This window comes from Streptomyces malaysiensis subsp. malaysiensis (genome assembly GCF_040653035.1).
GTDB classification, from domain to species: domain Bacteria; phylum Actinomycetota; class Actinomycetes; order Streptomycetales; family Streptomycetaceae; genus Streptomyces; species Streptomyces malaysiensis.
This window is the reverse complement of record NZ_JBEZNG010000002.1, coordinates 615,662-630,479: the sequence shown is the minus strand read 5'-3', so window position 1 is coordinate 630,479 and position 14,818 is coordinate 615,662. Positions and strand designations below refer to the sequence as shown.

At 71.4% G+C, this 14,818-nt stretch carries 10 protein-coding genes; 7 read left to right on the top strand and 3 right to left on the bottom strand.

All coding sequences use genetic code 11. The annotated features are described in order from the left end of the window. Positions 1-68 precede the first annotated feature (68 nt). The 4 genes from tap to AB0E24_RS06990 all read left to right on the top strand — a co-directional run bounded on the left by tap (position 69) and on the right by AB0E24_RS06990 (position 8,098). A complete protein-coding gene (gene tap / locus AB0E24_RS07005) occupies positions 69-2,315 on the top strand; it encodes a telomere-associated protein Tap (RefSeq protein WP_359375217.1) in 2,247 nt (748 codons plus the stop codon). A gap of 6 nt (positions 2,316-2,321) precedes the next feature. After that, a complete protein-coding gene (gene tpg / locus AB0E24_RS07000) occupies positions 2,322-2,876 on the top strand; it encodes a telomere-protecting terminal protein Tpg (protein ID WP_093701134.1) in 555 nt (184 codons plus the stop codon). Between the two features lie 112 nt (positions 2,877-2,988). Further along, on the top strand, positions 2,989-3,849 hold the full coding sequence (locus AB0E24_RS06995; RefSeq protein ID WP_359375214.1) for a hypothetical protein: 861 nt from the start codon (positions 2,989-2,991) through the stop codon (positions 3,847-3,849). Further along, positions 3,839-8,098 carry a caspase family protein gene (locus AB0E24_RS06990; RefSeq protein WP_359375212.1) on the top strand — a complete coding sequence of 1,420 codons (4,260 nt, stop codon included), beginning with the start codon at positions 3,839-3,841 and terminating at the stop codon, positions 8,096-8,098. Before AB0E24_RS06995 ends, AB0E24_RS06990 begins: the two co-directional genes overlap by 11 nt. Before the next feature lie 46 nt (positions 8,099-8,144). On the opposite strand, the gene AB0E24_RS06985 is transcribed toward AB0E24_RS06990, so the two are convergent. Together AB0E24_RS06985 and AB0E24_RS06980 are read right to left on the bottom strand one after the other, a co-directional pair. After that, positions 8,145-8,666: a YceI family protein gene (locus AB0E24_RS06985; RefSeq protein WP_359375210.1), complete on the bottom strand. Its 522-nt coding sequence runs from the start codon at positions 8,664-8,666 to the stop codon at positions 8,145-8,147. Between the two features lie 138 nt (positions 8,667-8,804). After that, on the bottom strand, positions 8,805-9,692 hold the full coding sequence (locus AB0E24_RS06980; protein WP_232635836.1) for an NAD(P)-dependent oxidoreductase: 888 nt from the start codon (positions 9,690-9,692) through the stop codon (positions 8,805-8,807). Between the two features lie 58 nt (positions 9,693-9,750). Here AB0E24_RS06980 and AB0E24_RS06975 point away from each other — a divergent pair, with 58 nt between their 5' ends. Further along, positions 9,751-10,101, top strand: a complete 351-nt coding sequence (locus tag AB0E24_RS06975) for a winged helix-turn-helix transcriptional regulator (RefSeq protein WP_069862475.1) — start codon at positions 9,751-9,753, stop codon at positions 10,099-10,101. A 185-nt stretch (positions 10,102-10,286) separates the two neighbouring features. Here AB0E24_RS06975 and AB0E24_RS06970 read toward each other — a convergent pair whose 3' ends face one another. After that, positions 10,287-11,750, bottom strand: a complete 1,464-nt coding sequence (locus tag AB0E24_RS06970; RefSeq protein WP_359375207.1) for a catalase — start codon at positions 11,748-11,750, stop codon at positions 10,287-10,289. 252 nt (positions 11,751-12,002) lie between these two features. On the opposite strand from AB0E24_RS06970, the gene AB0E24_RS06965 reads away from it, so the two are divergent. Together AB0E24_RS06965 and AB0E24_RS06960 are read left to right on the top strand one after the other, a co-directional pair. Next, entirely contained in the window at positions 12,003-14,078 is a 2,076-nt protein-coding gene (locus AB0E24_RS06965) for an MFS transporter (RefSeq protein ID WP_359375205.1), read from the top strand. Further along, complete coding sequence (locus AB0E24_RS06960; RefSeq protein ID WP_359375203.1) at positions 14,075-14,602, top strand: MarR family winged helix-turn-helix transcriptional regulator; 528 nt, start codon at positions 14,075-14,077, stop codon at positions 14,600-14,602. The genes AB0E24_RS06965 and AB0E24_RS06960 overlap by 4 nt, the downstream gene beginning before the upstream one ends. Positions 14,603-14,818 lie beyond the last annotated feature (216 nt).

Genomic DNA, 14,818 nt, shown 5'->3' with positions numbered 1-14,818 from the left:
GTTGAGGGTGCGATGGAGTATGCGCTACAGAGAGCGATTGGGATAGGGTCTGGCCGGAGGTGAGCCCCGTGCCCGCTGAGGACGAGTTGTTCAGCGCTGTTGACGCGCTCCTGGAACAGGTCGCCCAGGACGATCTTCCGCCGCCCGCGGAGCGCAAGAGGCTGCGCGAGGCCGCGGGACTGAGCCAGGCCGAGATCTCCAGGGCGCTGGACATCCGCCGGGAAGCGGTGGGCAATTGGGAATCCGGCAAAACCGAGCCCCGGCAGCCGAAGCGTGCCGCCTACGCCCGGCTTCTGAAGGGCCTGGCCGCCCGCTTTCCCACCCCGGCCGCGGAGGCGCCGGGGGCGGGGGCGGGTCCGGCCCCCGCCGCCCCCGAGTCGTCACCTTCCGCCCGGCCCACACCGACACGACCCCCGCACCCGGGCCAGGGTCCTTCCCCCGGGCGGGACCATTCCCCGGCGCGGAGTCACGAGGGCCCCGGGGCGCCCCCAGCACAGGGCGCGCCCCGGCGACCCACCACGCCCCCGACGCAGCGGTCCCACCCGCCCCGGCCGTCCGCGTCGCGCCGCCCGGATGCGAGGAAGCCCGCGACGGCGGCGGCCGACACCACCACGGCGGCCCCCGCCGTGGACCCGCGCTTCGCCAACGGCCCCCTGGCGGTCGTGGATGTCGCCGATGGCGAGGTCCGGGCGTACTGCCCCGGCGGACTGGTGCTGGACACCCCGGCCAAGTCCCTCCCGTCCCTCGTGGAGTGGACTCTGGCCGAGGCGCGGCTGGGCGCGCCTCGGCTGAACCGCAACGGCAGGGACGCCGACCCGGTGGTGGTGCTCACCGACGCGGCCGCGGTGCGCTTCGGCCTCCCGGCCCGGCTGACCGACGAGGAGCGCCGGGCCGGGAGGCTGTCCGAGGGCCACAAGGTCCTCGAGCAGCTGGAGCGGGCCGACTGGCGGCTCACCCGGCGTGGGCTCGGCCCGTGGGCGCGGATCTACCGCCCCGCCGAGGGCTCGCGGCGCGCCTGCGTCCAGCTGTGCGTGCTGGGCTGGGACGCCCTCGACGCGCGCTCCTGGGGCGGGGCCGCGCAGTTGCCGCCCGCCGATCTGGCGCATCTGCTGGGCACCTACGCCGACCGCGTCATGACCCCCTGCGGCTCCACCGCCGTCACCGGCCTGGAGCTGATGACCGCTCTGCACCCGCCCACCCGCGCCGGTGAGCCGGACGACAGCGGCCGGCGGCACGGCGAGCGCAACCCCGGCTCGCTGGGCACCCAGCCGGTGCGGTGCGCCCCGCCCGAGGCCCCGGACGGCCACCCCCTGCTGGCGCATCTGCCGCGCTTCCACCAGCGCACCCCCGACGAGGTCCTGGTGGAGGAGGCGTACGACTGGGCGCGGCCGCTCACCGACGACGAATGCGCCAAGCGCTATGTGGTCGGCATCGACGTCAACATGGCCTTCGCCGCGGCCGCCAACGGCACCGTCTTCGGCCTCGGCGAGCCCGTGCACGTCAAGCGGCCGCCGTTCGACCCGAAGGTCCCCGGCTCCTGGCTGGTGGACCTCTCCCACATCGCACTCGATCCACGCCTGCCGAGCCCCTTCACCCCGACCGGGGAGCGGCCGTCGGGACCCGCCTGGTACGCCACGCCGACCGTCGCCTACGCCGTCGAGCTCGGCTACGGCGTCGCCCCCGTCGAGGCGTACCTCCGCCCGGACAACGGCCGCTATCTGGACGCCTGGTACTCACGGCTGCGGGACGCCTATGTCGCCACGATGGCCGACCTGGGGGTCACCACCGGCATGGGGCCGCGGGAGTTCCTGGCCGCGATGGACGGCCACCGGCAGGCCGACCCGCGGATGGCGATCGTCCTCTCCGCGATCAAGGCGACCGTCAAGGGCGGCATCGGCAAGCTGCGGGAGCGTCCCCGTGGCGGTGGCTGGCGCCCCGGTCAGCCGTGGCCGGCGCTCCAGCGCCCGACCTGGCGGCCGGACATCCGCGCGGCGGTCATCTCCAAGGCACGGATCAATATGCACCGCAAGATGCTCAAGATGGCGGCGGTCACCGGCCAGTACCCGGTGGCGGTCCTCTCGGACTGCGCCGTCTACCCCTCCGACGGGCCCGGCCCACTGGACTTTCTGCCCCATAAGGACGGCAAACCGCTGCCGGGCGGCTTCCGGATCGGTGTGAGTCCGGGGATGGTCAAGCATGAGGGCACCCAGACGACACTGTGGGCCGAGGGCGTGCGCGAGGAGCACGGCGATGACCTCAACCTCGCCCGGTACATCAAGGACGGCCAGGTCACCGGCCCGGACAACGGAGAGTAGAAGACGATGGGCAAGCTGGCGGAGGGCCTGGACAAGGCGGTGGAGGGCGCCTTCACCCGCCCCATCCCCAAGTCGGCGGGTGCGCGGATGCGTTATCTGGTCAGGCAGCTCAAGGGCACCCGGCCGGTGGCCGATCTGCTCGGCATCTCCCAGCGCACCGTCGAGCGCTACGTCAAGGACCAGCTCAAGCGGCCGCGTCAGCCCCTCGCCACCCGGATGGAGCGCGAGGTGAGGAAGCGGTGGCAGCCGCAGATCCGCGCCAAGGCCAAGCAGCACGCCGCCACCACGGGCGGTCTCGTCCTCGACACCCGCGCCCGCTTCGGCTTCACCGCCGCCCCCGGCACCACCGACGACGCCCGGCTGCGCCACATCACCCAGGCGCTGCCACCGCGGTACGCGGCCCGGCTCTTCGACGCCCAGGAGCAGGGCGCGGCCGAACAGCAGCTCATCGACATCGCGGCCGAGGGCCTCCAGGAGATCTACTTCAAGGACCGTGGCCGCCGCGCCCAGGGCCTGCTGGTGGAGTTCACCGACATCGACTACATCGAGGTCGACCTGTGAGCCCCGGCTGCTTTCATCAACCGCACAACTGTGCGGTGACGCACTCCAGTTGGGCTGTGGTGCGGTCAGTAGGGTCGAGGGGTGAGGGTTCGGTGCGGAGCTGAGGAGCGGCATGGCTCGTGTCGTGGGTGTGCATGGCATCGCCCAACAGATGAAGGGCGAGCAGGTCCTGCTCAGCGCGTGGCGGCCGGCGCTGGCCGACGGTCTGACCCGTGCCGCCCACGCCCCTGTGGCCGACGCGGAGGTCGCGATGGCCTTCTACGGGGATCTGTTCCGTCCGCCCGGGGAGCTGCTCGCCGTCGGCGATCCGGTTCTCACCGCGGCGGACGTCGCCCCCGGACTGGAGCGGGAGTTGCTGCTGGCCTGGTGGCGGCAGGCCGCGGCGGTGGACGAGACGGTGGCCCCACCGGACGCGGACACCCTGGTGCGTACACCGGTGTCGGTGCAGGCGGCGCTGCGACAGCTGTCCCGTTCGAGGTTCTTCGCCGGGGTCGCGCTGCGCGCCCTGGTCTTCGACCTCAAACAGGTTAGCCGCTACCTCCTCGACGCCGAGGTGCGGCGGGCCGCCCGGCAGCGGGTGATGGACCGGATCACGGCGGACACCGAAGTGGTGGTCGCCCATTCGCTGGGGTCGGTCGTGGCCTATGAGGCGCTGTGCGCGCTGCCGGAGCACCCCGTACGGGCCCTGGTCACACTCGGTTCCCCGCTGGGCATCGCCCATCTGGTCTTCCACCGCCTCGACCCCGCGCCGGAGGAGGGGCGCGGCCGGTGGCCCGGGACGGAGCGGATGATGTGGACCAATATCGCCGACCACGGGGATGTGGTGGCGCTCGAGAAGGACCTCCGCCCCCGGTTCGGTGACCGGGTGCGCAACGCGATCGTCCACAACGGGGCGCATGCCCACGATGTCACCGCCTATCTGACCGAGGCGCACACGGGCGAAGCGATCGCCGGGGGTCTGCGTGCTCCATGACACCGACCGCGAGGGGAGCCGCGTCGAGGGGAGCGACACCGAGAGGCGATTCCTGATCGCCACCGCCGTGGCGAACCACCGCCACGAGCCCGGGTGGAACCGCCCCGGCCTGGCCGCCGCCCGCGAGGAGATCATCGACCTGTTCACCGGCCCCATGGGGTACGAGCACGTCAATGAGCTTGGACTGGACCCGACGCGTGAGCAACTGACCACGCGGCTGCGGGAGTTCTGCCGCTCCCCGGAACGGCGGCCCACGGATCTGCTCACGGTCTACATCGCCTGCCATGGCGAGGTGCTCGAAGGCAGCGAGGAGCATGTCCTGCTCACCGCCGACACCGACCCCGAGGACATCGCCGACGCGCTGCCCACCGCCGAGCTGGCCCGCAAGATGCTGCTCGGCACCCGGGTGCGGCGGGTGCTGCTGATGCTCGACACCTGCTACTCCGGACGCGGCGGCAACGAACTCACCGCCGCGGCGCTGACCCGGATGGCCCACAGCTGGGAGCGTACGTCGGGATCCGGCCTGGCCGTGGTCACCTCCGCCCAGCCCGCCGAGCAGGCCCGGACCGGCGCCTTCCCCCATCTGCTGCGGAGGGCGGTGGACGGCCTGCCCACGGCCGGCCACGCCCCCTCGACGCTGGCGGTGGACGCGGTGGTTTCGGCGATGAACGCCGACTCCGAGCGGCCCGGGTTCCAGACGATCAGCGCCAGCCTGTCCCTCCTGACCGGCGGGGTGCCGCCGTTCCTGCCCAACCCCCGGCACCGGTCCCGGCCGACCGAGGTGGACCTGGCGATCCAGCGGGCCGGTGACTGGGAGGCCCAGGATGAACGGCGTGCCGTCGAGTACCGGACGCGGCTGCTGACCCGGGCGATGGGATACCAGGGACCGGCCCGCGGATGGTGGTTCCTGGGGCGCCACGCGGCGCTGACCGACATCACCCGATGGCTGGCCAACCCGGACCCGGGGCGGCCCCTGCTGGCGGTGACCGCCGCCCCCGGATCGGGCAAGACCGCCGTACTGGGCCTGATCGCGGCCCTCGCCGACCCCGACCGCCGGGCGACCGTACCCCTGCACGCCCTGGGACTGCCGCCCGCGGCGGTCCCGCCGGCCGGTGCGGCCGATGTGGCGCTCTACGCACAGGGCCTGACGACGGATCAGGTGCTGCGCGGGATCTCCGCGGCCGCCCGCACCGACGCGGACACGCCCGGAAGTCTGCTGGAGGCCCTGTCCGGGCGCTCGGTTCCGCTGACCGTCCTCATCGACGCCCTGGACGAGGCGGGAGACCCCGAGCACCTGGTCCGGCGTCTGCTGCGGCCCCTGGTCGACCACGCGTGCGGCCGGCTGCGGCTGCTGGTCGGCACCCGTCCGCATCTGCTGAAGGACCTCGGCCTCCAGCGTGAGAGCAGCATCGATCTCGACGCCCCGCGCTACGCCGACCTCGACGCCCTGACCGGCTACGCCGCCCGCGGTCTGCTCGACTCCGCCGCCGACAGCCCCTACCGGCGTCAGCCCGCCCCGGCGCTCCGGGCCGTCGCACGGGCGGTGGCGGAGGCGTCCGAGCCGTCGTTCCTGGTGGCCCGGATCACCAGTGGCACCCTCGCCGCCGACCCCGCCGTGCCCGATCCGCGGGACCCCGTATGGCGCCGGAGCCTTCCGCGGCTGCCCAGCGACGCGATGCGCCAGGACCTGGAGGCCCGGCTGGGCCCGGACGCCGCGCGGGTGCGGGATCTGCTCCTTCCGCTCGCCTTCGCCGAAGGTCAGGGGCTGCCGTGGGAGGACATCTGGGCCCTGCTCGCCTCCCGTATCGCCGGAGTGACCTACACCGACGACGACCTGCTCCGGCTGCGCCGCCGCGCCGGCTCCTACGTCGTCGAGGCGCCCGCGGCGGGCCGCTCCGCCTACCGCCTCTACCACCAGGCGCTGGCCGAGCATCTCCGCGACGGTGCGGACGAGGCCACCGTCCACCGCGCGTTCACGCGGGTGCTGCTCGCACGGGTGCCTCCCGGGCTCGACGGTGCGCGGGACTGGACCCGCGCCCACCCTTACGCGCTGCGGCATCTGGCGACCCACGCCGGGCGGTGCGGACTGCTGGACGATCTCCTCATGGACGCCGGCTACCTGGTCCACGCCGAACCCGATGAACTGCTCCTCGCGCTGCGCGACGTCCACACGGACGAAGGGCGGCTCACCGCCGCCGTCTACCGGGCGTCCGCCACGGTGCACCGACCGCTCAGCCCCCGCCGCCGGCGCCATGTACTCGCCACCGACGCCGCCAGGTTCGCGGCCGGCCGGCTGTGTGCCGCGCTCGCGGAGCCGCTCGAATGGCGCCCCCGCTGGGCCACCGGGCAGCAGACCTCCCCGGCCCTGTACGCCAGTGTCCCCGGTGACGAGGGCTCGATGAACACGGTGGCCCGCACCACGATCGACGGCCGGCCCATGGCCGTCGTAGGCGGCCACGACGACGCGGTGCGAGTGTGGGACCTGGCCACCGGCGCCCTCCACACCACCCTGCACGGCCATGGCTTCGGTGCCTCCGCGGTGGCCTGTGCCAGTGTCGACGGCGCTCCCGTGGCCGTCGTCGGCTGCGATAAGCAGGCGCTGGTCTGGGATCTGGCCGACGGCACTCTGCGGGCGACCCTCACGGGCGACGACTGGCATCTGTTCGCGGTGGCGTGTGCGACCGTCGACGGCAGGGCCGTGGCCGTCACCAGCAGCGGCCGGGCCCTGCGGGTGTGGGACCTGGCCACCGGCGCCCTCCGCGCCACTCTCTCGGGCCGCGACACCTGGGTGCAGGCGGTGGCCTGCACCACCGTGGGCGGCCGACCCATGGCTGTCACCGTCAGCGATGAGGACGTGGCGCGGGTGTGGGACCTGACCACCCACACCCTCCATATCGACTTCCCCGTCGCCTCCGCCGACGACCAGGACGACGGTGAACACATGAGGTCGGTGGCGTGCGCCACCGTCGACGGGCGCCCCGTGGCGGTCATCGCCAAGGACCTGGCGGTGCGGGTGTGGGATCTGACCACGGGAGCCCCGCGCGCCACTCTGACGGGGCACAGCGGCGAGGTGAGCTCGGTGGCGTGCACGGAGGTCGACGGCCGGCCCGTGGCGGCCACCGCGGGCCACGACGGGGTGCGGGTGTGGGATCTGACCTCCGGTGCTCTGTACGCCGCCTTCGTCGCCGCCCTCGACGGCGAAGGCGATTCGGTGGAGGCGCTGGCCTGCGCCACGGTCGACGGCCGGCCCGTGGCCGTGACGACCAGTGGAAACGCGATGCTGCGGGTGTGGGACCTGGCGGGCGCGGCCGGGGGGAACATGCCGGACGACGGCCACACCGATGACATCGCCGAGGTGGCGTGCGGCATCGTGGACAGCGGCGCGGTCGCCGTCACCGCCGGCCGTGACGCCGCCGTGCACGTCTGGGATCTGGCCACCGGCGCCCTCCGCACGACCCTCGCCGGGCACCGCGGCCCCCTGCGGGCGGTGGCCTGTGCCACCGTCCAGGGCCGTTCCCTGGCGATCACAGCCGGATGGGAAAGGACGGTACGGGTCTGGGACCTGACGACCGGCGCCCTCCGAGCCACTCTCACCGGCCACACCGACACGGTGGACGCGGTGGTGTGCACGACAGTCGACGATCGCCCCGTGGCCGTCACCGCGGGCCGTGACGCCGTACGGGTGTGGGACCTGACCGCGTTCACACCGCGCATGACCCTGCCCCATGAGGGGGCCTGGAGCGCCACGCTGGCGTGTACGACGGTCGACGGCCGTCCCGTGGCCGTCGTGGGCGACCACACCAGGCTGCGGGTGTGGGATCTGACCACGGGCGACCTGCGCACCACCCTCTCCGGCCTCGCCCAAGGGCTGGACGCGGTGGCGTGCGCGAGCGTTGACGGTCGTCCCGTGGCGGTCACCGCCGGGCGTGACCCGGTGCGGGTATGGGATCTGACCACCGGTGATGTCCGTGCCACGCTCGGCCAATCGTGGGTGGTCGAAGTGGTCTGTGGTGTGATCGACGGTCGGCCCGTGGCCATCACCGCCGGTTACGACCTGACCGTCCGAATCTTCGACCTTCGCACCACGGCCGAGCTGGCGGTTTTCGACGGGGGAGGACCCGTCCACCGGCGGCTGTGCATGGGACCCGGACAAGAAGTGGTCATCGGCACCGGGCGCGACGTCGTGGTGCTCGAACGGCGCGCCCGGCGCGGGCGCGAAGAGGACGGTGGCCGGTCTCTCGGCCGGTGAGCCGGAGTCGGGCGCGCTCGTCGGCCGGACCGTACACCCGATGTGCTCAGCGGCCGGCGACGATGTCCAAGGTGATCTTCAGTCGGCGACCCACCATGCCTTTGGACTTGCTGACACCGAAGGCGTATCGGTCGATCGAGGCGGTGCCATTGGCCGTGATCCGCTTGCCTTCGGCCACCACGGAGCCGATCGTGACAACCACCGGCCGGGTCACTTCGCAGACGGTCAACTCTCCTTGCAGCACATCGCCTTGGGCGGTCCGCTCCAGGCCGCTGCACCCGAAGTGGATCGTGGGATGTCGCTCCACGTCCAGGAAGTCGGACGACCGTACGTGGTCGTCGCGCCGCTGAATGCCGGACGCGAAGCTGGCCGCGTCCAACTCGACGTCCACCGACGACTCCTCCGGCGTCTCGGCGACGGTGATCCGGCCTTGTCCGATGGTGAACGTCCCATGGACCGGGAGCAGCCCGAAGGCGCGCGTTTCGAAGCGAACGGTCGATGCCGCCGGATCGATCTCGTAGCTGCCCGCGGCCGGTGAGGACCGCTCCGCCGCGTTTGGTGTCGCCATGTTCGTAGCCTCCGTCGGCTGAGGACCCGCCTGAGTGGATCAGAATCTCGTACACTCCGGCGGCTGCACCAGCCCTCGTCGAACAACGGCGGCGGAGCGGTACCTGGTTTGCGTGGATATCCCGCGAACCGAGGGTTCTCAGCGGCGGCCCAGCACCTCGGCGACGCGGATGAACCCATCGGTGCCATGGCCCAGCCCGATGGCCCGGCGGGCCATGCCTTCCGCCGCGCGCATCACACCCGCGTCGATGCCGTGGCCCTCGGAGGTGTGGACGATATGGGCCATGGACGATACCGCCGAGGTGATCGGGTTGCCTTCACCGGAGAAACCGCCTCGGTCCACTTCCTCCGCGGTCTCCTCGAAGAGCGGCGGGAGGATCGCGCCGATGCCCTTGGCGAAGGGCGCCAGCTCCCGAGCGCTGATTCCCTCCGCCCGCGCCACCGCCAGGGCGTGTGCGTAGCCCGCCATCGCCGTCCAGAAGATGTCGAGCAGCGCGATGTCGTAGGCCGCCGCCCGGCCGATCTCCTCGCCGAGGTGGGTATGGGTGCCGCCCAGCGCCTCCAGCACGGGCCGGTGCTCCTGGTAGAGCTCCGCCGGGCCGCTGTGGATGAACACCGAGGCAGGGGTTCCGATGGTGGTGGTAGGCGTCATGATCGCGCCATCGAGGTACCGGATACCGTGCCCGGCGGCCCATTCCGATGTGTCCCGGGCCCGGTCCGGAGTGTCCGCGGTCAGACTCACGACGGTGCGTCCCTTGAGCGCGTCGGTGACCGCGTCGCGCCGCAGGATCGCATCCGACGCGTCGTAGTTCACCACGCAGACCACGGTCAACTCGCTGGCGGCGACCGCCTCTTCCGCCGATGGCGCGCCGACCGCGCCCCGCTCGATCAGCTCCCGGTCCCTGCCCGGGGTCCGGTTCCAGACCGTGGTCCGCAGCCCGGCGTCCAGGAACGCACCGGCCAGGGCGCGGCCCATCGGCCCCAGACCGAGCACGGTGACGGCAGACTGTTCGGAGTGCATGGACATGGCTCAACTCCCGTATACATATACGTGTAAGTGATGACACACAAGAAATAGGGTGACGATGACGCGCAGCCGTGCCCAGGACACCAACGTCTGTGGAGTGACCGCCGCGATCGCCGTGATCGACGGCAAGTGGAAGACCGCCCTGCTCTGGGCGTTGGAATCCGGTCCGCATCGCCCCGGCGAGCTGCGCCGGCGGCTGCCGGGCCTCAGTGAGAAGGTGCTGACTCAGGCGCTCCGTGAGATGGAGACGGATGGCCTGGTGCACCGGGAAGTGCACGATGTGCTGCCGCTGAAGACCGTCTACTCCCTGACCGCGTTCGGCCGTGACCTCTCCGAGGCGTTGGCTCCCCTGTCCGATTGGGGCCATCGCCGTCTGGAGAAGCTGGCCGAGGCCCAGCCGGGCCTCTGACGCGACACCACCTCCGTCTCATCCGATCCGGCGGCCCCGCCGGCCGCCCGCAACAAGATTCGCTCGGCCGCCCGTCGCTGCCAAGTACCCACAAATAAGTGGGTACCGCGGACGCCATTCGTCATCCTGGGCCGGAAGCCCGGTGGCCACGCGGCCCCGCGCCCAAGCGCCCCCGCCGTCCGCGTTCAAGGTTTCAGGCCCAGGCTCCGTGCGATGCGCGCGCCGAGGTCGGAGTCCACTCTCGTCCAGTAGTCGCCGACCGCCCGTTCCTGCATGGACCGCTCCACGCCCTGGCTCAGATGCGCGACGATGTTGTCGACTAGATGGTCTCGATCGGTCTGCGTCATCACCTGGCGGTAGAGCATGCCGGGCTGGACGAAGTCGTCGTCTTCCGGGTGCGCCTCATAGGCCGCGCGCATGATCTCGGCGGCCTCCGTGAACCAGCTGGGGTCGCGGAAGCGCTGGGGGTCGGCCTTGGGGCCGCCGTAGCTGTTCGGTGCGTAGACCGGCTGATTCCCGCTGTGGTGGTAGCGCATCGGGCCGTCTTTGTTGTAGTTGTGCACCCCGCTGAGCGGTTGGTTGACGGGGAGCTGCGCATAGTTCGGGCCGGTGCGATAGCGGCTCGAATCCCCGTAGGCGAACATCCGCGCCAATACCATCCGGTCCGGGCTGGGCCCGATTCCCGGGACGAAGTTCGCCACGTCGAATCCGGCCTGCACGATCTGGGCGAAGAAGTTCTCGGGGTTGCGGTCGAGCACCAGGCGGCCGACGGTCATGGGCGGATAGTCCGCATGCGGCCAGACCTTGGTGATGTCGAACGGGTTGAAGCGGTAGTCCGCCGCTTCCTCATAGGGCATGATCTGCATTTCGAGGCGCCATGACGGATATTCCTCGCGGGCGATCGCGTCCCACAGATCACGGCGGTGACAGTCGAGATCTTCGGCGCGCATCGCCTTGGCCTCTGCGTCGGTGAAGTTCTCAATTCCCTGCTCGGTCTTGAAGTGGTACTTGACCCAGAACTTCTTGCCCGCGGCGTTCTCCCACATATACGTGTCGCTGCTGTAGCCGTTCATATGCCGCCAGGTGCGCGGGGTGCCGCGATCGCTCATCAGGACCGTGACCTGATGGGCGGACTCCGGGGAAAGGGTCCAGAAATCCCACTGCATGTTGTTGCTGCGCAGACCGGTGGCGGGCATCCGCTCCTGTGAATGGATGAAGTCCGGGAACTTCATGGGGTCGCGTACGAAGAAGACGGGGGTGTTGTTGCCGACGAGGTCGTAGTTGCCCTGCTCCGTATAGAACCTCATGGCCCAGCCGCGCACATCGCGGTCGGAATCCGGGTATCCCTCCTCGCCGGCCACCGACGAAAAGCGGAGCAGCACCGGAGTGCGCTTGCCGACCTCGTTCAGGAAGGCGGCCTTGGTCCACTCGGTGACATCGGCGGTCACCTCGAAGTAGCCGAACGCACCGCCGCCCTTCACGTGGTACACGCGATCGGGGACGCGCTCGCGGACGAAGTGGGCCAGCTTTTCGATCAGATAGGTGTCCTGGAGCAGGACGGGACCGCCGGCGCCGACGGTGAGTGAGTACTCGTCGCTGCCGACGGGAGAACCGGCATCCGTGGTCGTATGCAGCGGGCGTTCACTCACGTCTGCGTCCTTCGCTCATGGGTCCGGTCGTCTCGGCCACCAGCCGAATCCCCCGCGCGCCGCTGACCAGGTCAGGGCTCCATAGGAGTATTTCGCCGCGATCGGGCCGTTGTCCTGCCACGCCGCCCGCCCGGCGACCGTCCGGGTGAATCGGCGGTCGGCGGGCGCCTCATGATCCCATTTGGAGATGGGACATGTCGGGATTAGGTTGGTTGATGTCAAGCAACCAACTCCCGATGGGAGTGATGCTCGGTGGGTGGGATGACCGAGCGGCGTACGGCCGGAGCCGAGGGGGCCGTACGGCCTTATGCGGACGGCGGCGCGGGGTCGCGATACAAGTGGATCGCCCTGTCCAATACCACGCTGGGCGTTCTCATCGCGACGATCAACATCTCGATCATGCTGATCGCGCTGCCGGACATCTTCCGTGGCATCGGCGTGGATCCGCTGCGCCCCGGGAACACCAGCCTGCTGCTGTGGCTGATCATGAGCTACATGGTGGTCACCGCCGTGCTCGTGGTGAGCTTCGGGCGGCTGGGGGACATGTTCGGCCGGGTGCGGATGTACAACCTGGGGTTCGCGGTCTTCACCGTGTTCTCCGTGCTGCTCTCCGTGACCTGGATGCAGGGCACGTCCGGCGCTCTATGGCTGATCGGGATGCGAGTGCTCCAGGGTGTGGGCGGCGCCATGCTGATGGCCAACTCCAATGCCATCCTCACCGACGCCTTCCCCGCCGATCAGCGCGGTCTCGCCCTGGGGCTGAACCAGGTGGCGGGCATCGCCGGATCCTTCATCGGGCTGATCCTGGGCGGGCTGCTCGGTCCGCTCGACTGGCGCCTGGTGTTCCTGGTCTCCGTCCCCATCGGGGTGTTCGGCACGGTGTGGGCGTATCTGAAGCTGCGGGACACCGGTGTGCGCACCCCCGCCCGGCTGGACTGGTGGGGCAATGTCACCTTCGCCATCGGCCTGATCGCCGTGCTGTCCGGCATCACGTACGGCATCCAGCCCTACGGTGGCCAGACCATGGGCTGGGGCAACCCCGCGGTGATCGCCGCGATCGCCGGGGGAGTGGCGGTGCTGGGCGTGTTCTGTGTGATCGAGAACCGGGTCGCGCAGCCCATGTTCCACCTGGGCCTGTTCCGTATCCGCGCGTTCACCGCGGGGAACGTGGCCAGTCTGCTGGCGGCGCTGGGCCGCGGTGGCCTGATGTTCATCCTGATCATCTGGTTGCAGGGCATCTGGCTGCCCCGCCACGGCTACGGCTTCGAGGAGACCCCGCTGTGGGCGGGCATCTATATGCTGCCGCTGACCATCGGGTTCCTGCTCGCGGGCCCCTTCTCCGGCTGGGCCTCCGACCGGTTCGGCGCCCGTACCTTCGCCACCGGCGGAATGCTGCTGGCCGCCGCCACCTTCGTGGCGCTGGAGGAGCTGCCGGTGAACTTCGGCTATCCGGTGTTCGCCGGGATCCTGCTGGTCAACGGCATCGCCATGGGCCTGTTCAGCTCCCCGAACCGGGCGGCCATCATGAACAGCCTGCCACCCGACCAGCGCGGGGTCGGCGCCGGGATCAGTACCACGTTCCAGAACTCGGCCACTGTTCTGTCCATCGGCATCTTCTTCTCCTTGATGATCGCCGGGCTCGCCGGTTCGCTCCCCGGCGCCCTCACCCACGGCCTGACCGCGCAGGGGGTTCCGCCCGCCGACGCGGCCCGGGTCGCCGCCCTGCCACCGGTCGGGGTGCTGTTCGCCTCGCTGCTCGGCTACAACCCGGTGAAAACTCTGCTCGGACCGCAGGTGCTCGGCCATCTGCCCGCCCACCACGCCGCCTATCTCACCGGGCGCGGCTTCTTCCCGGCGCTGATCTCCCCGCCGTTCGCCCAGGGCCTGTCCGCGGCGTTCGACTTCGCCATCGCGGCGTGTCTGGTGGCCGCCGTGGCATCGCTGCTGCGCGGCGGGCGCTATGTGCACCAGGGCGGGCCCACGGCGGGGCCGAAGGCCGCCGCACCGGCGGTGGTGGCGGCCGCCCCGGGCGGCACGGCGGGCCCCGGCACCGAGCACACCGAGCAGGCCGCGAGCACCGAGCACACCGGGCACGTCGCCGACACCGAGCACACCGCCGACTTCAAGCACACCGAGCACGTCGCGTGCACCGCGCGCCCCGAGGACACTTCCCGCCACCCGGCGCCCGCACCCCGGCCGGTACCCCCACCGGAGTCCGGACCACCATCACGGCCACAGCCGTCACAGCCACGGCCACAGCCACCACCGTCACCGCCTCCGTCCCCGCCCGGCCGCGGGCCGGGCCCACCACCCGAGGAGCCGAGATGACCGCGCTCGATCCGACCGCCCCCGGCCCTGTCACTCCGGGCCCCGCCACTCCGGGCCCCATGGCCCCGGGCCATGTAGCCCGTCCCGCCGTTCCGGAACCCGCGGAGCTGGCCGAACGACTCCGTATCGCCATCCAGGATCTGCTCCCGGCCCTGCGGGGTGCCCGGGGCGAACACGGTGATCTCACCCCCAGCCGCCAGGCGGCCCTGGGAGCGCTCGCCACCCAGGGCCCGATGCGCATCAGCGCCCTCGCGACCCGGCTGGGCATCGCCCTGCCGACCACGTCCCGCATGGTCGATCTGCTCGACGCCTCCGGCTGGATCGAGCGCACCCCCGACCCCGAGGACCGCCGCGCCAGCCTGATCGCCCTCACCGACCCGGGTCGTGAACTCCTCCGCACCGTGCGCCGCGAGGCCGCCACCCGGCTCGCCGCACGGATCGAGAAGCTGAGTCCCGAGGAGCGGCGAACGCTGTACGCCGCGCTGCCCGCCCTGGAGTCCCTGGCCGACTCCATGGGCTCGTAGCCTGGCCGGTGTGCTTCGCGTGGTGGCTCGCCAGGGTCACTGCCCGCGACTACGTCGGCACCGCCCCACGGGTCGGCTGAGCCTTCTCAGCAGTTGGACTCGGGGCCCGGCGCCTCGCGCTGAGCGGTCCGGGCGACGCGCGTCAGGAGACGGCGCAGTTGGCGGGCGTCGTCCTCGTCGAGGTCGGCGAGCAGACGCGCCTCGGCGAGGGAGAGC